The following is a 19,936-nucleotide window of genomic DNA, read 5'->3' as shown; positions in this document are numbered from 1 at the left end:
GCGACCTAGTCGAGCAGCCTCGCCCGCCACACCCGTTCGCGTGTCAGCAAGGCGATGGCGGGGTCGTAGAAGCCGCTCAGCCAGGCGTGGCCGAGCGCGGGGGTGAAGCTCTCCGTCACGCCGCGACCTTGCGCTCTTCACGGGACTGGCGAATGATCGACCAGCCGGATTGCAGAAACACGACGGCCAGGATGGCTCCGGCGATCAGGTCCGGCCAGCGTGACGCGGTGACCCAGACGGCGAGGCCCGTGCCGGCGACCACCAGGCTCTGGATCAGGTCGTTGCGCGTGCACAGCCAGACCGAACGGACATTGGCGTCACCCTCCCGGTGGCGGACCAGCAGAAGGGCGGCCAGGGCGTTGGCGAAGAAACCCAGAGCGCCTAGTCCGGTGATGATGAAGCCCTCCGGCGCCGCTCCGGTCGTGGCGCGCCAGATCGCATAGCCCAGGATGAACAAGGCCAGCGCCGCGAGGCTGGCGCCCTTGATCATGGCTGCGCCGGACCGCACGGCGACCGAACGGCCGATCACGGCCAGGCTGATGCCGTAGGTGGCGGCGTCGGCCAGGAAGTCGAGGGCGTTGGCGCCCAGGGAGGCCGAGCCCTGCAAGGCCGCGCCGCCGGCAATGGCCAGGAAGGCGGCGCCGTTGATGGCGATCACCGCCATCAGGATGCGCCGATAGGCCGGAATGGCGCCGTCAAACTTGACGGCCGCGCCGCAACCACAGCCGGACGAGGCCGGATCACAGGACGGGAGGGATTCAGTCATCGGGTCACCTTTCGATGGAAGCATGCATCCTCCAGTCGCTTGAGGATCAAGCCGAAAATGAATGCTTGGTCTGAAAGGCGCCTATTGGCCGAAACCGGCTTGATCCTCTAGTAGCTAGAGGAAGCATAATCGGTTGAATCCATTGGAGGCCTTATGATCACCGTGCACCCGACCCGACGTGCTCCCGGACGCCTGCAGGCGATCGCCTTTGCGCTCGTCGTGCTGATCGCAGCTCTGGATCAGGCCGCCAAGGCCGCAGCCCGCGCTCAGCTGGCCGCCCCGGTGGACCTCACGCCGTTCCTCGCACTGCGTTTGGGCTTCAATCCCGGCGTCACCTTCGGCCTGTTCGCCGGCTCGGGCGACGCGGGGCGATGGGCGCTGAGCGCCGTGGCGTTTGTGATCGTCGGCGCCTTGCTGGCCTGGATCTGGCGGACGCGAAGCGCCGTCACTGCGGTCGCGGCGAGCTTCATTGCCGGCGGAGCGATCGGGAACCTGCTCGACCGGCTGCGCTCCGGTGCGGTCACCGACTTTATCGACCTTCATTGGGGCGAGGCCCACTGGCCGACCTTCAACCTGGCCGACGCGGCCATTGTTTGCGGTGTCGCGCTGCTCCTCCTGACCGTTCGGAGCTCGGATAGCCGCCCGGCGGCCTCGACCCTGGGACGGGCGGCGCGATGACCCTGTCCGCCGACCAGAGGGGAATCGCCGTCCGCTCGGCGCTGGCGATCCTCATCACCGCCGGGGCGGTCGCATCGGCCTGGCTCTGGCTGCCGCCGCCGCTCCTTGGGGCCGCGCCGGACATGGCGACGGCCGATCGGCTGGCCTATGCCCTGAAGGCGGACCTCCCGGTCTTCCTGTGGCTCGCCGCCTGCGTGAGGGCCGTCGCCAGCATCCGGTTCCGCTCGGGGGCCGACCGGCCGGGCTCCGCCTTTGCGGCGCCCAGCGCCAGGCTCGCCGTACCCGCCGCCGTGCTCCAGAACTCGCTTGAGCAGACAGTCCTGGCGGTCGGCGCCCACCTCGTCCTCGCCACCGTTCTGCGCGGCGAGGAGATGATCCTCCTGCCCGTGCTGGTCGCCCTCTATCTCGTCGGTCGTGTGTGTTTCGCCATGGGCTATCCCCGCGGCGCGGCCGCCCGCGCCTTCGGCATGGCTCTCACCGGCGTCTCAACGATCGGCGCCTTCGGCATCGCCATCGTCCTCATGGGGCTGGGTCGATGACCCTCCCTCGACCCGCCGTCCGCCGTTCAGTCCGCCGCCCCGAGATGACGCGATGACCTTGCCCTCTTCCGCCTCGCCCGGCCTGCGCCCCATCGGCAAGCTGGCGGCCGCCACCGGCGTCAAGGTCCCGACCATCCGTTTCTATGAGGAGATCGGCCTGCTTCCTGCCCCGCTGCGCACCGCCAGCGACCGGCGCATGTATGACGACGCGGCGGAACGCCGCCTGTCGTTCATCCGGCATGCCCGCCAACTGGGCTTCGATCTGGATTCGATCCGCTCCCTGCTGGATCTGTCCGATCACCCGGATCGACCCTGCGCCGAGGCCAGCACTCTGGCCGAACGCCATCTGGCCGATGTGACCCAGAAGATCGCCCGGCTCCGGGCCCTCCAGCGCGAGTTGTCGCGCATGACCGCGGAATGCGCCGGCGGCCGGGTCTCCGCCTGCAAGGTGATCGAAGCGCTGCACGATCCGTCCGCTCCGCTGTGAATCCGGCCCTCGATCAGTTCGACCCACTCTTCGCGGATCCGCCGCGCCCGCCGACCGGTCGAATATCCGGTTGGCAAGATGACCCTGGAGCCATTGGGTCACGGCGACGTTTGCACGAGATCCGGAGCTCCCGTCGCGGACCGCTCTTCTATCTGGAGGACTTCGATGGCGCATAGGCGGACGTCGCGACTTGGCGACCAGACCCTGGCCCTGTTGGCGGACCCGTACCGGCGCCTCTCCCGCCTGTTCGAGCAGGCCGGCGCCGACGCCTTCGAGACCCGTCTGGCGCTGAAGGAGACAATCTGTTTGAGGGGCCGCGAGGCGGCTCGGGTCTTCTACGACGAGGCCCGAATCTCGCGGGCCGGCGCGATGCCGGCGCCCGTTCGTCGGACGCTCCTTGGAGAGGGCGGCGTCCAGGGCCTGGACGGCGAGGCGCACCGCGCTCGCAAGCGCGTCTTCATGTCCCTCATGTCGCCGGAACGGATCGCGCGGCTGGGCGAGCTGTTCGAGGCGGAGTGGCGGCGCGCGGCCGTCGAATGGGCCGGTGAGGAAGACATCGTGCTGTACGATGCCCTGCAGCCGGTTCTGACCCGCGCCGTCTGCGCCTGGGCCGGGGTGCCCCTTGCGCCGGAGGAAGAAGCGAGACGGGTCCGTCACCTGAGGGCGCTGTTCGACGCAGCCGGATCGCCAGGACCACGTCACCTGTGGTCAAGGCATGCGCGTCGGCGCGTCGACGCCTGGCTGGCGTCGATCATCGAAGACATTCGCGCCGGCCGTCTGTCTCCGGATCCGGAGACCGCCTCTCACGCCTGGGCCCGGGCCCGCGCCGGCGATGGCGAACCGTTGCCGCTCCAGACGGCGGCGGTTGAGCTGGCCAATGTGCTCCGGCCGACCGTGGCGACCTCGGTCTACATCGTGTTTGTAGCGCACGCGATGCAGGCGCACCCCGAGGCGGCCCGCCTGGCCGCCGCGGACCCCGGGCGCCGCCGCGCCTTCGTTCAGGAGGTGCGGCGCTTCTACCCGTTCTTCCCGGCGGTGATCGGGCGCGTGCGTACGCCGTTTCGCTGGCGCGATCTCGTCTTCCCGGAGGGCCGGCAGGTCGTCCTCGATCTCTTCGGTTCCAATCACGACCCCGCGGGCTGGAACGATCCCGAGGAGTTCCGGCCGGAGCGCTTCATCGACGGCGCCGGAGACCCGTTCGGTCTCATTCCCCAAGGCGGAGGGGATCCGGCGACTGGTCACCGTTGCCCGGGCGAAAGCATCGTCATCGACCTGATGGAGCGCGCCGTCGGCTTGCTCGCCGACCTGAGCTACCGGCTGCCGGATCAGGACCTGGACATCGACTTCCGCCGACTGCCGGCCCTCCCCAGGAGCGGGTTCCGAATGGCGACGCGTGACGCCGCCCTGGCTAGGTCGGCGCCTGATGCTGGCTCCATGGGCTGGCCGCGCCCTCTTCACCCATCCATCCACAGCAAGGCCTGACCCCATGGGCGCTTCCACGATGTCGTATGATCTGGTGATCATCGGGGGCGGGCCAGGCGGATACCCCTGCGCGATCCGGGCGAGCCAGCTCGGCATGTCGGTGGCCGTCATCGACGACCGCGAAGTGCTCGGGGGAACCTGCCTGAACATCGGCTGCATTCCGTCCAAGGCGCTGCTGCAGGCCACCGAGCGGCTGGAGATGGCGCGCAACCTGGAAGCGTTCGGCGTCCTGGTCGACAATGTGCGGGCCGACCTTGACGGCGTTATGCGGCACAAGGGCAAGGTGGTGACCGAGCTGGGGGAAGGGGTCGCCTACCTCCTGCGCAAGCACAAGGTCACACGCCTCCAGGGCCGCGGGCGGCTGCTGGCGCGCGACCGCGTGGAGGTGAGCGGCGCCGACGGCCCCTTCGAGGTGCAGGCCCGCAAGGCGGTGGTCATCGCCAGCGGATCGGAAGCGGCGACCTTGCCCGATCTGCCCATCGACGAGCAACGGATCGTCACCTCGGCCGGCGCGCTGAGCCTGACGGCGGCGCCGCGCCATCTGGCGGTGATCGGCGGCGGCTACGTCGGACTGGAGCTGGGGTCGGTCTGGCGCCGGCTCGGCAGCGAGGTCACGGTTATCGAGGTGCTCGACCGGATCGCGTCCGGCGTCGACTCGGAGATGTCGACGGCGCTGCACAAGGTGCTCGAGGCCCAGGGCTTCGAGTTCTGCCTCGGGCACAAGGTGGTCGGATCGCGGATGGACGGCGACGACGTCGTCCTTGACGTCGAGCCCATGGGCGAAGGCGCGCGGGGAACCATCAAGGCCGATGTCGTGCTGGTTTCGATTGGCCGACGCCCCGCCACCGCCGGGCTCGACCTTGAGACGGTCGGCATCAAGCCCGACCGCAAGGGCTTTATTCCGGTCGACGACGGCTTTCGAACCAGCGCCGAAGGGGTCTACGCCATCGGCGATGTCATCGGCGGCGCCATGCTGGCCCACAAGGCGGAAGAGGAAGGGATCGCCCTTGCCGAACGCCTTGCCGGCGGCGCAGGCCATGTCGACTACGGGACGATCCCCGCCGTCGTCTACACCTGGCCGGAACTGGCCTCAGTCGGGCGCACCGAGGACGACCTCAAGGCGGCCGGCGTGGCCTATCGCGTCGGGCGCTTTCCGTTCTCGGCAAACGCCATGGCCAAGGCGCGGTTGGAGAAGAACGGGTTGGTCAAGGTGTTGGCGGACGCCAGGACGGACAAGATTCTCGGCGTGCACATCCTGGGGCCGGACGCCGGCAGTCTGATCCATGAAGCGGTCGCCGTCATGCAATTCGGCGCGGCGGCCGAGGACGTGGCGCGGACGAGCCATGCGCATCCGACGCTTCCGGAAGCCTTGCGCGAGGCATGCCTGGCTGTGGCCGACCGCACGATCCACCTGTAACGAGCGCCGCGCCGCGTAGCTGCCCGGGCTGGCCACGCAGCGCCGTGGCGTCTCGGCGGACGGGGAGCCGTCGCCGCCTGCGAGCCCGGCCGCGTCGCGAATAAAGCGCGACAGTGCCGTCGCCTGAATGCTATTGCGAGCCGCTCACAACTAGGTCTCCCATGCGCCCTCTGCTCCGCCTTTTCGCCCTGATGCTTGCGATGGGGCTGTCCGCACCCGCCCTGGCCCAGGCGCCGTCCGCCTCCGAGGCCCAGGTCGCCTGGCGACTGCTCGACTATGTGGCGGTCGACTATGCCGGCGCGGTTGCCAATGGTCAGGTGACCAATCCGGCCGAATACGGCGAGATGATCGAGTTCGGCGGCCAGATCCGGACCCGCCTGGACGCCCTGCCGCCGAACCCGGCCAAGGCCGGCCTGATCCGTGACGCGGAGGCCCTGCAGGCGGCCATCCTCGACAAGGCCGACCCGGGGGTCGTCGGGGCCCGGGCCAAGGCGCTGGCCGGCGCGGTGCTGGCGGCCTATCCGAGCCCGCTCGCGCCTTCGTTCCCGCCTGATCTGGCCCGCGGCGCGACCCTCTATGCCGAGCAATGCTCGGTCTGCCATGGCGTGACCGGACGCGCCGACGGCCCGGGCGCCGAGGGGCTCGACCCGCCTGCGATCGCCTTCGCCGACCTGGAGCGCGCCCGCCAGCGCAGCGTGTTCGGCCTCTACCAGGTGATCGATCAGGGGCTCGAGGGCACGGCCATGGCCAGCTTCGCCCATCTGCCGGCCGAGGATCGCTGGGCCTTGGCCTTCTACGTGGGCCGGTTCGCCTTCACCGACGCCGAAGCCGCCGAAGGTCGACGCCTCTGGGAGAGCGACGCGGCGATCCGCGCCGCGTTCCCTGACCTGGCCGCCCTCACCCAGGCCACCCCGGCGGAGCTGGCGACAAGGATCGGCGAGACGAAGGCGCGGGCGGTCATCGCTCACCTGCGTCGCCATCCCGAGGCGACGGTTCGCGCCGAGGGATCGACCCTGACCCTGGCCCGGACGCGACTGGCCGAAAGCGAGGCCGCCTATCGCCGGGGCGACCGCAAGGCCGCGACCGACCTCGCCCTCTCGGCCTATCTCGACGGCGTCGAACCGGTGGAGCCGGCGCTCGGCGCTCGTGACGGCGCCTTGCTGCGGCGGGTCGAGACGGCCATGACCGACCTGCGCATCTCGATCAGCAGGCGCGCGCCGACCCAGGAGGTCGCGGACCGGGTCGCCCGCGCGAACGCCCTGCTGGACACGGCCGAACGCGCCCTCGCGCCCCAGGAGGCGGACAATCTCGCCAGCTTCCTCGGCGCTTTCACCATCCTGCTGCGCGAAGGGCTGGAAGCCATCCTCATCGTGGTGGCGATGATCGCCTTCCTGAGGAAGGCCGAACGGCCCGAGGTGCTGCGCTACGTCCACGGCGGCTGGGTGGCCGCGCTGGTCGCCGGCGGCGCCACCTGGGCGGCCGCGACCTTCTTCATCTCCATCAGCGGCGCCAGCCGGGAGCTCACCGAAGGATTCGGCTCGCTCCTGGCGGCCGTGGTGCTCGTCTCGGTCGGCATCTGGATGCATGGGAAGTCGCACGCCGACGCCTGGCAGACCTATATCCGCGACAAGCTCTCCCACGCGCTGTCGAAGCGGTCGGCCTGGTTCCTGTTCCTGCTGGCCTTCATCGTCGTCTATCGCGAGGTGTTCGAGACCATCCTCTTCTATGCGGCGATCTGGAGCCAGGGCGGCCATCTCGGCATGCTGGCCGGCGCCCTGACGGCGGTGGCCATCCTGGCCGTGGTGGCCTGGGCCTTGCTGGCCTACAGCATGCGCCTCCCGATCGGCCGGTTCTTCTCGCTGAGCTCGATCCTCATGGCCATCCTGTCGGTCGTCCTCGTCGGCAAGGGCGTGGCTGCGCTGCAGGAGGCGGGCTGGCTCGATGTCCATCCGCTGGAGTGGATCCCCCGCATCGAGATCCTCGGTCTTTATCCGACGGTCGAGGGCGTCGCCGTTCAGCTTCTGACGATTGCTATCCTCGTGGTCGGCTTCTCCCGGCATGCGGCGCCGAAGGGCGCGCGCCCAGCCTCTTGAGCGGGCGTCTCCGCCTGAGGCCCAACTGCGGCCCGCGGGTTTCGGAGCTCCTTGGGCGCCGATAGCCGCGCAGTCCGCGGATACCCAGGGTGCGGGGGCCGCCTATAGTGTGCGAGGCCTCCCTTGGTGCGGAGATTAGGCGTCCTATTCTCCGCACTTCACGCGGAGAACAGCCTTGCTCCTGCGGCGCATAACGCCCATATTCCCCGCAAGGAGTGCGGGGAATGGCGCAATACATCCATGAGATCGAAGGCTGGCCGCGTCTGGAATGGCGCGCTGACGCGCTTGCCGATCGCCTCCCAGCCGTCCGTCATCGCCAAGGCCTTCTGCTTGGCCGGATGCACACGCTCGGCTTCGACCTCCGCGCTGAAGCCGTCCTCGAGACCCTTACCGAAGATGTCCTGAAATCCAGCGAAATCGAAGGCGAGCTGCTCGACAAGGATCAGGTGCGATCCTCCATCGCCCGCCGCCTCGGCATGGATATCGGGGCCCTCGCCCCCGCGGATCGCAACGTCGAAGGCGTCGTCGAAATGATGCTCGACGCGACCCAGAACTTTGCGTCTCCGCTCACCGAGGAACGGCTGTTCGGCTGGCACGCCGCCCTGTTTCCGACCGGACGCAGCGGCATGACGAAGATCGTCGTCGGCGCCTGGCGCAACGAGAGCTCCGGCCCGATGCAGGTCGTCTCGGGCCCCTTCGGACGAGAGCGCGTGCACTATGAAGCGCCGCCCGCCGCCCGTCTACAGGACGAGATGCGCGCGTTCCTCGACTGGTTCACTGACGAGCCGCGGACGGATCCGGTCCTCAAGGCCGCGATCGCCCACCTGTGGTTCGTGACCATCCACCCGTTCGACGACGGGAACGGCCGGATCGCCCGGGCGATCGCCGACATGGCGCTCGCCCGTTCCGAGAAAAGCGCCCAGCGGTTCTACAGCATGTCCGCCCAGATCCGGCTGGAGCGCAAGGACTACTACGCGACCCTGGAGACGACCCAGAAAGGCGCGCTGGACGTGACCCTCTGGCTGGACTGGTTCCTCGGCTGCCTCGATCGCGCATTCGACGGCGCGGAAACCACCCTGACCCATGTGATGCGCAAGGCGCGCTTCTGGGAGGCGCTCGCAGGTCAGACGTTGAGCGAGCGCCAGAGCACGGTCATCAACCGGCTGCTCGACGGCTTCGAAGGCAAGCTCACCTCGACCAAATGGGCGGCGCTGACGAAGTCCTCGCCCGACACGGCCTTGCGCGACATCAAAGATCTGGTGGACCGGGGCATCCTCGTGAAGGATGACGGCGGGGGACGCAGCACAAGCTATTCTCTGGTCGATCGAGGATAAGCGCCTCCCCATGGCGCCGGCGAGGCTCTGCGCCGTGCGGCTCCACTGAAGACCCTGCCTCGACAGGGAGGATCGCAATTCGCCAGTTCTGGCGCGTTACCGCCAAAAACGCAGCCTCAGGCCTGGCGTGCGATAGCAATGGCCGAGAGGTCGGACGCGGCATCCACCAAAACTCCGGCCGCCTTGCGCTCCGAATAGCGGTCCACGAGCTGAACGGCGTGGGGCCGGACCAGGATGGTGAAGCGCACCAGTTCCTCCATCACATCGACAATCCGCTCATAGTAGGCCGAGGGTTTCATCCGGCCGGCCTCGTCGAATTCCTGGAAGGCCTTGGCCACGCTCGACTGGTTGGGGATGGTGACCATCCGCATCCAGCGGCCCAGAAGGCGCAGAGTGTTGACGGCGTTGAAGCTCTGGGACCCGCCCGACACCTGCATGACGGCGAGCGTCCGGCCCTGGGTCGGGCGCATGCCGCCCAGGCTCAACGGCAGGTGATCGATCTGCAGCTTCATCAGTCCGGAGACCTGGCCGTGCCGCTCCGGGCTGCACCAGACCATGCCCTCCGACCACAAGGCGTGTTCGCGCAACTCGCGCACCGCCGGGTGGTCGTCGTCGCCGGGCGCGCCCGGCAGGGGCAGGTCGGTGGGGTCGAAGATGCGGGTCTCGCATCCCATTTGCTGCAGCAGGCGGGCCGCTTCCTCGACGCAGAACCGCGAATACGACCGCTCGCGCAGCGATCCGTACAGGAGAAGGATACGCGGCGCCGGCTCGGTCGGGCCCAGTCCACGGGCGGGATCGGCGGACAGATAGGCCGCGTCCAGAGCCGGCAGATGATCCGGGTCCGGCAGCGAGCGCAGGCGGGTGAAGGTCATCACAGGTCCTTGGTCAGACAGGCGGCCGACGCCGGCCAGACGTCCGCGAAGTCCGACGTGCGGACGAGCGATAGACCGGGCCGGTCCTATTAAGGTCACTACAGGACGGTGAACAGCAATCGCTCGGGACCGCGCCGAGACCGCGACACCCTGACCGTCGCCAAACCCCGCGGGATCCTTCAGAGAGTCAAAGGCGGCGGTTGACGGATACGAGGCAAGAAGCTGCGGGCAACAACATTCCAAGGCACTATTTTCCCGTGACCTGCTCGCGGGTCGATCTCCGCAAAAATTAGTTCGGTCTTTTCAGCAGATTTCAGGGGCCTTCACCGCAATGCGCCATGCCAATGGACAGGCGAGCGCTCGCCAGCAAAAGATTTTTGGTAGCGGTGTGGTAGCGGCGTAAAAAATAGGGTGGGCGATCCCGTTGGGATCGCCCTGCCATAACCTATTGATTGCCTTGGCAATCTCGACTGGAGCGGGCGAGGCGATTCGAACGCCCGACCCCAACCTTGGCAAGGTTGTGCTCTACCACTGAGCTACGCCCGCAATCCGTAAGGCGCTAAGTGTGCGCCCCGTCGAGGAGGGGGCGTATAGCGGAGGGTTCCTCGGTCCTGCAAGAGCCAATTTCAGAAAAATCGCCCGAAGCGCAAAAACCCCCGCCTCGCCCCCGCGCCTTAGCGCGGCGCCAACCGGATAGCCCCGTCCAGGCGGATGCACTCGCCGTTGATATAGACGTTGCGCGCCAACTCCAGCACCAGGGAGGCGTAGTCGGCGGGCGTGCCCAGTCGGCTGGGGAAGGGGATGGCGGCGGCCAGGGCGTCCTGGATCTTCTGGTCCATCCCGGCCATCATCGGCGTCCACATGATGCCCGGCAGGATGGTGTTGCAGCGCACCCCTTCCTGGGCCAGGTCGCGCGCGATCGGCAGGGTCATGGCGTAGACCCCGCCCTTGGAGGCCGAATAGGCCGCCTGGCCGATCTGGCCGTCCTGGGCCGCCACCGAGGCGGTGTTGACGATCAGGCCGCGCTCGCCGTCCGCCATGGGCTCCAGGGTCACCATGCCCGCCGCCGACTGCGACAGGACGCGGAAGGTGCCGAACAGATTGACCCGCACGGTGCGTTCGAACTGGGCCATGTCGTGGGCCTTGATCTCGCCGGTGTCCTTCTTGCGCGAGACGGTCTTCATGCCGGTGGCGATGCCCGCGCAGTTGACGGTCAGCCGCTCCTGCCCGTGGGCGGCGCGCGCCTTTTCGAAGGCGGCGGCGACCGAGGCGTCGTCGGTCACGTCCACCTGGCAGAAGACGCCGCCGATCTCGGCGGCAATGGCCTCGCCCTTCTCGGCGTTCAGATCGAACAGGGCCACCTTGGCGCCCGTGGCGGCGATGGCGCGGGCCGTGCCTTCGCCGAGGCCGGACGCCCCGCCCGTGACCACGGCGGCGATGCTGCTGTCGAGTTTCATCCCGGTCTTTCCTATGTTGTAATGAACCTGAGTTTCGTTTGAGGATTTAGCGGCCATGACCGCCAAAGCCAAACCCGCCTCGCCGGAAGACGCCCTGGACCCGAAAAAAGCCCTGGTCCCGACCGTGGTGAAGGTCAATGAGGCGCGGGTGACGCGCGGCTTCTGGCCCAAGATCCAGCGCACGGCGGCACGCATCCCCTTCGCGGATCAGGCCCTGGCCGCCTGGTACGCCGCCCGCGATCCCCAGACTCCGCTTCCGGCCAAGGGGATGATCTTCGCCGCCCTGGCCTATTTCGTCATGCCGGTGGACGCCATTCCCGACCTGTTCGCCGGCATAGGCTACACCGACGACGCGGCGGTCATCGCCGCCCTGATCGCCACCCTGGGCGCCAACATCAAACGCCGCCACCGCGACCAGGCCGAGGAGGCGGTTGAGCGGCTGAGGGGCGGATGACCGACCTTCCCCCGCTCCAAGTGGCAGGCCGTGGCGCGAAGCGACACGCCTCACGATGGGGGAAGTCTTCCTTTCGGCGAAACTCCCCTCTCCGTCGCTGGTCCGCTACGCGGACGCCGCGACACCTCTCCCGCAAGCGGGAGAGGGTCTGATCTAATCCCCCACCGTCACCACGATCTTGCCCAGCGCCTGCCGGTCGCCCAGGGCCTTGATCGCCGCCGCCGCCTTCTCCAGCGGGAAGGTCTGCGACACGCGCGGCTTGATCTTGCCCTCGGCGTACATCTGCATCAGCTCGGCCATGTTGGCGGCGTGGCCCTTGGGATCGCGCGCCACGGCCGCGCCCCAGAAGACCCCGATCACCGACACCGACTTCAACAGGGTCAGGTTCAGCGGCAGGGCCGGGATTCCCGCCGGGAAGCCGACCACCAGATAGCGTCCGTTCCAGTCCATGGCCCTGAGCGCCGGCTCGGCGTAGTCGCCGCCGACCGCGTCATAGACCACGTCGGCCCCGTCGCGGCCGGTCGCCAGTTTGAACTCGCCGGACAGCTCCTTCTGCGCCGCCTTGTCCATCGGCCCGGTCGGATAGATCAGGCCGTTGTCGGCCCCCAGCGCCAGGGCGAACTCGACCTTGTCGTTGGTCGAGGCCGCAGCGACCACGCGGGCGCCCATGGCCTTGCCCAGCTCCACGGCGGCGGCGCCGACGCCCCCGGCCGCGCCCAGCACCAGCAGGGTCTCGCCGGCCTTCAGCTGCGCCCGGTCCTTCAGGGCGTAATAGCTGGTGCCGTAGGTCATGATCAGGGCCGCCGCCTCCTCGAAGCTCATGGCCTCAGGCATGGGAATGACCGTCTCGGCCCTGACCGCCAGCCGTTCGACCAGCCCGCCCCAGCCGGGCACGGCGATGACCCGGTCGCCCTTGGCCACGCCCTTGACGCCCTCGCCCACCGCCTCGACCACGCCCGCCACCTCTGCGCCGGGCGAGAAGGGCCGTTCGGGGCGGAACTGGTATCGGTCCTCGATGATCAATGTGTCGGGATAGTTGATCCCCACGGCCTTGACCTCGATCACCACCTCGCCCGCCTTGGGCGTCGGATCGAGCACCTCTTCCACCACCAGGGTTTCGGGACCGCCGGGGGTCTTGGACAGGACAGCGCGCATCATTCCTCCTTTGGGCCTACCGCGCTTCGCGCTGCTTGAGGCCCGTTTGTTGAGCCTACCGCGCTTCGCGCTGCTTGAGGCCGTTTGTCTTCGACCGACATGGCGCGGCCTTCATCGCGACGCTAAAGAGCGCCACGCCCGATTGAAAGAGGCGACGAAAAGCAGGTTCGGAAAGACAGACCATGACCGCCCTCATCCTCCACGGCGGCGCCGGCGCCCGGCGCGAACGCAACTATGACGCCGAAGTCGCCCACATGCGCCAGGTGGTCGAGGCCATGAAGCCGCGTCTGGACGCGGGCGAGAGCGCCCTGGACGTCGCCGTCGCCGCCGTCGTCATGCTGGAGGACTCCGGCCTCTATGTCGCCGGCAAGGGCGCCTCGCCCAATCTGGCCGGCGCCTATGAGCTGGACGCCAGCCTCATGGACGGATCGACGAAACGGGCCGGGTCCGTCGCCGCCCTCCAGGGCTTTCGCAACCCTGTCGTCGCCGCCCGCGCCGTGATGGAGCGCACCCCCCACGTCATGCTGGTGGGCGAGGGCGCGGCCCTGTTCGCCCAGGATCAGGGGCTGGAGCCGATCGCCGACGAGGCCGCCTGGTATACGGGCGCCGGTCAGGGCGAGGACAATCATCCGCCCGGAACCCTGAGCCACGGCACGGTCGGCGCTTGCGTGCTGGACAGCCAGGGCCGTCTCGCCGCCGCCACCTCGACCGCCGGGGTCTTCGGCAAGATGCCGGGCCGCGCCGGCGACACCCCCATCCCCGCCGCCGGGACCTGGGCCGACGGCCACGCCGCGACCTCCTGCACCGGCCAGGGCGAATATTTCATCCGCGTCGCCGCCGCCGCCCAGGTCGCCTGGCGTGTCGCCGCCGGTCAGTCGCTGGCCGATGCGACCCAGGCCGTCATCGACGAGATCGGCCAGATGGGCGGCGACGGCGGCCTGATCGCCCTTGACGCCGCCGGAAACATCGCCGCCCCTTTCAACAGCCAGGGAATGAAACACGCCTGGCTGACGCCGGACGGCGAGATCGGCGTCGAGGTGTTTGAACGACGATAATTACAGCTCGGTAAGGTGCATGTCAGCCGAGGGCTGATACGGTCCCATCGCCCGGCGTTCCGGGCCTGGAGATCTCGATGAAAGTCCGCCTCACCGTCACCGTCGCCGCCTCGGCCCTGCTGCTGGGCCTCGCCGCGCCCGCCTTCGCGGCGCCGGCCGCCGCACTCGCGCCTGCGCCTGTCACGGCCCAGGCCCAGCAGGCGGTGGTCGTCCCGCCGCTGGGCTTCACCAAGCGCGTCCTGCCGAACGGGCTGGAGGTCTACACCGCCCGCGACGCCGACACCTCGAACGTGACGGTCCAGGTCTGGTACAAGGTCGGGTCCAAGGACGATCCGGCCGGCCGCTCGGGCTTCGCCCACCTGTTCGAACATCTGATGTTCAAGGCGACCAGGAACCTGCCGCCTGAAACCTTCGACCGGCTGACCGAAGATGTGGGCGGTTCGAACAACGCCTTCACCGCAGACGACACCACCGCCTATTTCGAGACCGTCCCCGCCAACCACCTGCAGCGGATGCTGTTCGCCGAGGCCGAGCGGATGGGCTCCCTGGTCGTGGACGAGCCGACCTTTGTCGCCGAGCGCGACGTGGTGAAGGAAGAATATCGCCAGCGCATCCTGGCCAACCCCTATGGCCGTCTGTTCGGCCTGTTCGTGCCCGAGACCCTGTATCAGGAGAGCCCCTATCGCCGTCCCGGCATCGGCTCGATCGAAGAGCTGGAGGCCTCGTCCCTGGACGACGTCCTGCGTTTCCACGCCACCTACTACCGGCCCGACAACGCCTATCTGATCGTCGCCGGCAACTTCGACCAGGCCCAGCTGGACCGCTGGATCGATCAGTATTTCGTTCCGCTGAAGAACCCGACCACGCCGCTGCCGGCCAACAATGTGGCCGAGCCCGAGCCGACCGCTCCGCGCGACGTCACCTATTATGCGCCCAACGTCCCCCTGCCCGCCGTGGTGATCGGCTGGCCGACGGTCAAATACGCCGACGCCGACCGCGCCGCCCTGACCGTGCTGGACGGCATACTGTCCACCGGTGAATCGAGCCGCCTGTATCGTTCCCTGGTCTATGATCAGCAGATCGCCGCCCAGATCGGCTCGACCCCCGACTTCGCCCAGCAGGCCGGCAATCTGACCGCCCTGGCCATCATGGCCCAGGGTCATACGGCGGACGAAGGGATCGCCGCCCTGAACGCCGAGATCGCCAAGCTGCGCGACGCCCCCGTCACCGCCGCCGAACTGACCGAGGCCAAGAACGAGATCGTCGCCGACGCCCTGCGCAATCGCGAGACGGTGGACGACCGCGCCTCGGCGCTGGGCTTCGCCCTTATCAACACCGGCGACGCCGCCGCCGCCGACCGCGAGATCGCCCAGATCCAGGCCGTCACCGTCGCCGACGTCCAGCGCGTCGCCCGCAAATATCTGACGCCCCAGCGCCAGTCGACGATCCGCTATCTGCCCGCCGACGAACAGAACCCGCCTTCGGTGCAGAAGATGAACGTCGACGCCCCCGTCAAGGTCGCCGACCTGGCGCCGGCCGGCGCCCCGGCGGTCCTGCTGCCGGAAGCCCAGCGCACGCCCCTGCCGCAGCCCGGCGCGGAAGTGGCCCCGGCCACCCCCGCCGTCGCCGACTTCCGCCTGGACAACGGCCTGCGGGTCCTGGTGGCCCCGACCGACGGCGTGCCTCTGGTCTCGGCCCGCCTCAGCTTCGACGCCGGCTCGTCCGACGACCCGGCCGGCAAGGCCGGAATCGCCGCGATGACCGCCGCCCTTCTGACCCAGGGCACCAAGACCAAGTCGGCGCCCGAAATCGCGACCGAGATCGAACAGCTGGGCGCCTCCATCGGCGCCGGCGCGGGCGTGGACTTCACCAATGTCTACGCCAACGCCCCGGCCAACGCCTTCCCCGCGACGGTCGCCCTGATGGCCGATCTGGTGAAGAACCCGACCTTCGCCGCCGAGGAGCTTGAGCGCCAGCAGGCCCAGACCCTGGACAATCTTCGCGTCGCCCTCAGCCAGCCGGGCTCGATCGCCGGCCAGGCCGTGGGCCGGGTCGTCTATGGCGACGCCCCCTACGGGGCGCCGGGCTCGGGCACGGTCCAGTCGGTGCCCGCCATCACCCCGGCGGACGTCGCCGCCTTCCACGCCGCCCGCTATCGCCCCTCGGACGCCACCCTGGTCTTCTCGGGCGACATCACCCCCGCCGCCGCCCGCGCCTTGGCGCAGCAGGCGTTCGGCGACTGGCGTCCGGAGGGACAGGCGGCCGCGCCTGTCGCCAACCCGGCCGGTCAGGCCCTGGCCCCGCGCATCGTCGTGGTGAACCAACCGGGCGCGGGTCAGGCTGCGGTCGTCGCCGCCATTCGCGGCGTGTCGCGCACCGACGCCGACTATTTCCCGCTCACCCTGGGCAACACCCTGCTGGGCGGCGGCTTCTCGTCGCGGCTGAACCAGGAGATCCGCATCAAGCGCGGCCTGTCCTACGGGGCCGGCTCGTCCCTGGGCGCCCGCGCCGATGCGGGCCTGTTCACCGCCTCGACCCAGACCAAGAACGAGACCGCCGACGAGGTGGCCGATCTGATCCTGGCCGAGATCGCCAAACTGGGCGCGGAAACCCCGACCCAGGCCGACCTGGCGCCGCGCCGGGCCACCCTGATCGGCGGCTTCGGCCGCTCGCTGGAGACGGTCGACGGCCTGGGCGCCCTGGTCGCCAACCTGGCCCTCTACGACCTGCCGATGAGCGATCTGGCCGACTACGCCGGCCGCGTCCGCGCCGTCACCCCCGAACAGGTCCAGGCCGCCTTCGCCGAACACCTGCCGGTCAATCGCGCCAGCCTGGTGATCGTCGGCGACGGGTCGCTGTTCCTCGACGCCCTGCGTGCCAAACACCCGAACCTGGAGGTCATCGAGGCGAGCGAGCTGAATCTGAACAGCGGTTCGCTAAAGTAGGGGTGAAGTGAAAAGTGCTGGTGCTAGTGAGCAGAATGGAAGGCAGCCTCGGCTTCGCTCTCCCCTTGCTCACTAGCACCACTCACTAGCACGGATCGCCTCTCTCAAACCGACAGACACACCACCTGCGCCACCCGCAGATCGCGCCTCAGCGCATCCGCGACCCGGCCGTAGTTGTCGATGGTCACCGGCTCGCCCAGCGCCGCCTCGTCCGCCCGCTGTTCGCCGCGAATGGCGGGGGCGAAGGATTCAGGGGCCGTGGTGTAGATCCGGCCCCGGCGCGGCGCCTCGGCGATGGTCACGCCCAGGACGCGGCCCCGCCCGTCCATGACCGGCGCCCCGGACAGGCCCGCCAAGGTGCCGTTCAGCCCGTCCGTGCGACCGACCTCCGCCCAGGCCAGGACCGGCTCGTCATGGGCGCCGCGGCCGAACACCTTCAGCGTCTCGCGGCCCAGCAGGCGCGAGGTCACCTCCCCGGCCCGCCCCTGCGGAAAGCCGGGATGAAAGGCGCGCTGGCCCTTGCGCAGCGGGGCCTGGGCCGCGACCGGCAAGGCCGGCGGTCCCCCGTCGGTGATCAGCAGGGCCACATCGGCCCGGGGCGCCAGCCGAACGTCGGCGGCCACGGCGCGGTCGCCCCCCACCACCAGGGCCGGCCGACGACAGCCCTCGACCACATGGCGGGCGGTGACCCAGCGGCCGCGTCCGGCGATGGAGAAGGCGGTGCCGGACTGGGGCGTAAAGGGCGTGTCGGGCGCGTCCAGGGTGACGGCCGTGTCGAACGGGGTGACGGGCCCCAGCAGGGCGCCCTCGATCTCGTCGGGCGGCGGCGGGGCGGGCGGGGCGTCGGCGTTTTCGCGCCGGCCCAGCGACACCGCCAGCAGCACGCCCGCCACCGCTCCGTAGATGGCCCAGTCCGGCAGGCGGGGGAATTGCATGACGCGATCCGTTCGCCGCTCAGCCGGTCAGGGCGGCCGACAGGATCAGGGCGGTCGCCAGCTTGGCCCCGACCAGGACCACCGAGGCCGCAACCTCGCCGTCCTTGATCCGCTGCGGCAGGCCGTGCAGCATCAGGTCCACAACCCGGAAGGCCAGCAACTGCAGCACCAGGGTCGCCACGCCCCAGATGGCCACGTCCCGCACCGAGGTCGAGACCGACAGGGACACCGCCAAGGGAATGGCCAGACCCACCAGAATTCCCGCGAAGGCCACCGCCGCCGCCGGATTGCCCTCGCGGATCAGGGCGATCTCCTTCCACGGCGTCAGCAGGGCGTAGACCGTCGCCCCCGCCGCCAGCAGCAGCAGGGTCACGATCAGGTGCGTGACCATGACCGGAAAGCCCGAGGCGAAAGCCTGCACCTCGGCGCTCGACAGGACGTTCGTCAATGAGGGGTCCATGTCTCTACGCCTTGCCCGATTGCCGCCCCAATCCGCAAGCGCGACTGAGACACACTGGGTGACATTATGTGTCGGAGACGGTCCATAGACCCTCTCCCGCTTGCGGGAGAGGTGGCCCGGCGTCCGCGCAGCGGACCAGGGTCGGAGAGGGAAGTCTTGCTTAAAGCAAATAGACTTCCCCCATCGTCAGCCGTCTCGCTACGCTCGACGAACTGACACTTCCCCCGCACGCGGGGGAAGGTCCGAAGAGGCCGCTCACGCCGCCGCCTGCTCCGCCTTCCTGATTGCGCTCGCCCGCAGCTTCTCGCTTTCGGACTTCAGCTGGCCGCAGGCGGCCAGGATGTCGCGGCCGCGGGGGGTGCGGATGGGGCTGGCGTAGCCGGCGCGGTTCAGGATGGCGGCGAAGACCTCGATCGTCTTCCAGTCCGAGCACTGGTAGTCCGTGCCGGGCCAGGGGTTGAAAGGGATCAGGTTCACCTTGGCCGGTATGCCCTGGATCAGCTTGACCAGGGCGCGCGCCTCCTCGGGGCTGTCGTTGACGCCCTTCAGCATGACATATTCGAACGTCACCCGCTTGGCGTTGCCCAGGCCCGGATAGGCGCGGATGGCGGCCATCAGCTGGTCCAGCGGATATTTCTTGTTCAGCGGCACCAGGACGTCGCGCAGCGGGTCGTTGGTGGCGTGCAGGCTGATGGCCAGCATGGTCCCGGTCCGCTCGCCCAGCTCGGGGATCATCGGCACGACGCCCGAGGTCGAGACGGTGATCCGCCGCCGCGAAATGGCGATCCCCTCATTGTCCGAGATGATGTCGATCGCGTCCGAGACATTGTCCAAATTGTAGAGCGGCTCGCCCATGCCCATGAAGACGATGTTGGACAGGCGGCGGTCTTCCTTGGGCGACGGCCATTCCTCCAGGTCGTCGCGGGCCACCTGGACCTGGGCCACGATCTCGGCGGCGGTCAGGTTGCGGACCAGCTTCTGGGTGCCGGTGTGGCAGAAGGTGCAGTTCAGGGTGCAGCCGACCTGGGACGAGACGCAAAGCGCCCCGGCCCGGCCCACGTCGGGGATGTAGACGGTCTCGATCTCTATGCCCGGCGCCGTGCGGATCAGCCATTTGCGCGTGCCGTCCTTGGACACCTGGCGTTCCACGATCTCGGGACGGGCCAGGGTGAAATGCTCGGCCAGCCTGGCCTGCATGTCCTTGGCGACGTTCGACATGGCCGCGAAGTCGGTGACGCCGTAGTGGTGGATCCAGCTCCACACCTGGCTGGCGCGCATCTTGGCCTTTTCAGGCGGGCAGACGCCCGCATCGATCAGGGCCTGGCGCAGGCCGGCGCGCGTCAGACCGGACAGGTTGACGGGGGCCTTCACAGCGGGCGCGTTCGAGACACGGGAAAGATCGAGCGTAATGCTCAAGGCGGCGATCCTGGATGCGGTTTAGCCCGCCTCTATAGCACAAACCCCGGCAATTGCATGACCGGGCCGGTCGGAGCGCCCTAAAGCCCCACGTCCCAGACCCCGGCGTCGCGCATCCGGCTCTGTTTCGCCTCCTCCGCCCGGCCGCCCATCTCCTGGGCCATGCCCCGGATGGCGGTGGAGACGGTGGTCTTGTGCACGCCCGGAACCAGGGCGTGGGCGAAGGCGGCGCCCGCCAGCCGCAGCAGGCGGAAACCGAAACCGCCCGAGGCGGCCATGTGCTGGAAATAGGTCTCGCCCACCTCGCGCGGATGATCGCGGAACAGGCGGTCGAACGGCGTCGAACCCCGGCGGTCGCGGTCGATCGTCGTCTGGTTCATGCGGCGGCTCC

Annotated in this window: 18 protein-coding genes and 1 tRNA gene; 10 read left to right on the top strand and 9 right to left on the bottom strand. The window is 69.0% G+C overall.

The window, feature by feature from the left end; translation table 11 throughout:
• Window positions 1-115 precede the first annotated feature (115 nt).
• Window positions 116-766 carry a cation efflux transmembrane domain-containing protein gene (locus tag ACW178_RS04085; RefSeq protein WP_035307553.1) on the bottom strand — a complete coding sequence of 217 codons (651 nt, stop codon included), beginning with the start codon at window positions 764-766 and terminating at the stop codon, window positions 116-118.
• Window positions 767-919: 153 nt separating this feature from the next.
• On the opposite strand from ACW178_RS04085, the gene lspA reads away from it, so the two are divergent.
• From lspA to ACW178_RS04050, 7 genes are all read left to right on the top strand, one after another.
• Window positions 920-1,444, top strand: a complete 525-nt coding sequence (gene lspA, locus ACW178_RS04080) for a signal peptidase II (RefSeq protein WP_081836145.1) — start codon at window positions 920-922, stop codon at window positions 1,442-1,444.
• Window positions 1,441-1,983 carry an MAPEG family protein gene (locus ACW178_RS04075; RefSeq protein WP_035307551.1) on the top strand — a complete coding sequence of 181 codons (543 nt, stop codon included), beginning with the start codon at window positions 1,441-1,443 and terminating at the stop codon, window positions 1,981-1,983. Before lspA ends, ACW178_RS04075 begins: the two co-directional genes overlap by 4 nt.
• Before the next feature lie 52 nt (window positions 1,984-2,035).
• Window positions 2,036-2,470 (top strand): MerR family transcriptional regulator, encoded by a 435-nt coding sequence (locus ACW178_RS04070; RefSeq protein ID WP_052004910.1) that lies wholly within the window; start codon window positions 2,036-2,038, stop codon window positions 2,468-2,470.
• A 165-nt stretch (window positions 2,471-2,635) separates the two neighbouring features.
• Complete coding sequence (locus ACW178_RS04065; RefSeq protein ID WP_081836144.1) at window positions 2,636-3,952, top strand: cytochrome P450; 1,317 nt, start codon at window positions 2,636-2,638, stop codon at window positions 3,950-3,952.
• A gap of 4 nt (window positions 3,953-3,956) precedes the next feature.
• Window positions 3,957-5,369: a dihydrolipoyl dehydrogenase gene (lpdA, locus tag ACW178_RS04060; RefSeq protein WP_164952649.1), complete on the top strand. Its 1,413-nt coding sequence runs from the start codon at window positions 3,957-3,959 to the stop codon at window positions 5,367-5,369.
• Window positions 5,370-5,530: 161 nt separating this feature from the next.
• Window positions 5,531-7,462 carry an FTR1 family protein gene (locus ACW178_RS04055; RefSeq protein WP_492024893.1) on the top strand — a complete coding sequence of 644 codons (1,932 nt, stop codon included), beginning with the start codon at window positions 5,531-5,533 and terminating at the stop codon, window positions 7,460-7,462.
• Window positions 7,463-7,686: 224 nt separating this feature from the next.
• Window positions 7,687-8,796, top strand: a complete 1,110-nt coding sequence (locus ACW178_RS04050) for a Fic family protein (RefSeq protein ID WP_035307547.1) — start codon at window positions 7,687-7,689, stop codon at window positions 8,794-8,796.
• 116 nt (window positions 8,797-8,912) lie between these two features.
• On the opposite strand, the gene arsH is transcribed toward ACW178_RS04050, so the two are convergent.
• The 3 genes from arsH to ACW178_RS04035 form a co-directional block, all read right to left on the bottom strand.
• Window positions 8,913-9,668 carry an arsenical resistance protein ArsH gene (arsH, locus tag ACW178_RS04045; RefSeq protein WP_035307546.1) on the bottom strand — a complete coding sequence of 252 codons (756 nt, stop codon included), beginning with the start codon at window positions 9,666-9,668 and terminating at the stop codon, window positions 8,913-8,915.
• A gap of 471 nt (window positions 9,669-10,139) precedes the next feature.
• Window positions 10,140-10,214: transfer RNA gene (locus ACW178_RS04040), tRNA-Gly, on the bottom strand.
• Between the two features lie 128 nt (window positions 10,215-10,342).
• The gene (locus tag ACW178_RS04035) at window positions 10,343-11,125 is read right to left on the bottom strand and encodes an SDR family NAD(P)-dependent oxidoreductase (protein ID WP_054764620.1); all 783 of its coding nucleotides are present in this window, start codon (window positions 11,123-11,125) and stop codon (window positions 10,343-10,345) included.
• A gap of 55 nt (window positions 11,126-11,180) precedes the next feature.
• On the opposite strand from ACW178_RS04035, the gene ACW178_RS04030 reads away from it, so the two are divergent.
• Window positions 11,181-11,579 carry a YkvA family protein gene (locus ACW178_RS04030; RefSeq protein ID WP_287103753.1) on the top strand — a complete coding sequence of 133 codons (399 nt, stop codon included), beginning with the start codon at window positions 11,181-11,183 and terminating at the stop codon, window positions 11,577-11,579.
• Between the two features lie 153 nt (window positions 11,580-11,732).
• Here the strand turns inward: ACW178_RS04030 and ACW178_RS04025 are convergent, their stop codons facing one another.
• Window positions 11,733-12,734 (bottom strand): NADPH:quinone oxidoreductase family protein, encoded by a 1,002-nt coding sequence (locus tag ACW178_RS04025; protein WP_287103769.1) that lies wholly within the window; start codon window positions 12,732-12,734, stop codon window positions 11,733-11,735.
• A 182-nt stretch (window positions 12,735-12,916) separates the two neighbouring features.
• Between ACW178_RS04025 and ACW178_RS04020 the strand changes: the two genes are divergently transcribed.
• Entirely contained in the window at window positions 12,917-13,789 is an 873-nt protein-coding gene (locus tag ACW178_RS04020) for an isoaspartyl peptidase/L-asparaginase family protein (RefSeq protein ID WP_287103754.1), read from the top strand.
• Window positions 13,790-13,866: 77 nt separating this feature from the next.
• Window positions 13,867-16,734, top strand: coding sequence for a M16 family metallopeptidase (locus ACW178_RS04015; RefSeq protein ID WP_287103756.1), 2,868 nt, complete (start codon window positions 13,867-13,869; stop codon window positions 16,732-16,734).
• A gap of 104 nt (window positions 16,735-16,838) precedes the next feature.
• Here ACW178_RS04015 and ACW178_RS04010 read toward each other — a convergent pair whose 3' ends face one another.
• From ACW178_RS04010 to ACW178_RS03995, 4 genes are all read right to left on the bottom strand, one after another.
• On the bottom strand, window positions 16,839-17,669 hold the full coding sequence (locus ACW178_RS04010; protein WP_492024892.1) for a S1 family peptidase: 831 nt from the start codon (window positions 17,667-17,669) through the stop codon (window positions 16,839-16,841).
• Window positions 17,670-17,688: 19 nt separating this feature from the next.
• Window positions 17,689-18,129, bottom strand: coding sequence for a DUF350 domain-containing protein (locus ACW178_RS04005; RefSeq protein WP_054764615.1), 441 nt, complete (start codon window positions 18,127-18,129; stop codon window positions 17,689-17,691).
• Window positions 18,130-18,384: 255 nt separating this feature from the next.
• A complete protein-coding gene (gene rlmN / locus ACW178_RS04000) occupies window positions 18,385-19,545 on the bottom strand; it encodes a dual-specificity RNA methyltransferase RlmN (protein WP_492024891.1) in 1,161 nt (386 codons plus the stop codon).
• A gap of 80 nt (window positions 19,546-19,625) precedes the next feature.
• A complete protein-coding gene (locus ACW178_RS03995) occupies window positions 19,626-19,925 on the bottom strand; it encodes a DUF6356 family protein (RefSeq protein ID WP_191554920.1) in 300 nt (99 codons plus the stop codon).
• Window positions 19,926-19,936: the final 11 nt, after the last annotated feature.

The organism is Brevundimonas sp. AVps4 (assembly GCF_058681525.1).
Note: the sequence above shows the minus strand (reverse complement) of the source record. Positions and strands in the feature narration are given on the sequence as shown.

Coding starts and splice junctions, on each gene's coding strand:
- ACW178_RS04075 (WP_035307551.1), top strand. CDS start 1,441: ATGACCCTGTCCGCCGACCAGAGGGGAATCGCCGTCCGCTCGGCGCTG.
- ACW178_RS04085 (WP_035307553.1), bottom strand. CDS start 766: ATGACTGAATCCCTCCCGTCCTGTGATCCGGCCTCGTCCGGCTGTGGT.
- ACW178_RS04020 (WP_287103754.1), top strand. CDS start 12,917: ATGACCGCCCTCATCCTCCACGGCGGCGCCGGCGCCCGGCGCGAACGC.
- ACW178_RS04070 (WP_052004910.1), top strand. CDS start 2,036: ATGACCTTGCCCTCTTCCGCCTCGCCCGGCCTGCGCCCCATCGGCAAG.
- ACW178_RS04065 (WP_081836144.1), top strand. CDS start 2,636: ATGGCGCATAGGCGGACGTCGCGACTTGGCGACCAGACCCTGGCCCTG.
- ACW178_RS04030 (WP_287103753.1), top strand. CDS start 11,181: ATGACCGCCAAAGCCAAACCCGCCTCGCCGGAAGACGCCCTGGACCCG.
- lspA (WP_081836145.1), top strand. CDS start 920: ATGATCACCGTGCACCCGACCCGACGTGCTCCCGGACGCCTGCAGGCG.
- arsH (WP_035307546.1), bottom strand. CDS start 9,668: ATGACCTTCACCCGCCTGCGCTCGCTGCCGGACCCGGATCATCTGCCG.
- lpdA (WP_164952649.1), top strand. CDS start 3,957: ATGGGCGCTTCCACGATGTCGTATGATCTGGTGATCATCGGGGGCGGG.
- ACW178_RS03995 (WP_191554920.1), bottom strand. CDS start 19,925: ATGAACCAGACGACGATCGACCGCGACCGCCGGGGTTCGACGCCGTTC.
- ACW178_RS04055 (WP_492024893.1), top strand. CDS start 5,531: ATGCGCCCTCTGCTCCGCCTTTTCGCCCTGATGCTTGCGATGGGGCTG.
- ACW178_RS04010 (WP_492024892.1), bottom strand. CDS start 17,669: ATGCAATTCCCCCGCCTGCCGGACTGGGCCATCTACGGAGCGGTGGCG.
- ACW178_RS04035 (WP_054764620.1), bottom strand. CDS start 11,125: ATGAAACTCGACAGCAGCATCGCCGCCGTGGTCACGGGCGGGGCGTCC.
- ACW178_RS04005 (WP_054764615.1), bottom strand. CDS start 18,129: ATGGACCCCTCATTGACGAACGTCCTGTCGAGCGCCGAGGTGCAGGCT.
- ACW178_RS04050 (WP_035307547.1), top strand. CDS start 7,687: ATGGCGCAATACATCCATGAGATCGAAGGCTGGCCGCGTCTGGAATGG.
- ACW178_RS04015 (WP_287103756.1), top strand. CDS start 13,867: ATGAAAGTCCGCCTCACCGTCACCGTCGCCGCCTCGGCCCTGCTGCTG.
- ACW178_RS04025 (WP_287103769.1), bottom strand. CDS start 12,734: ATGCGCGCTGTCCTGTCCAAGACCCCCGGCGGTCCCGAAACCCTGGTG.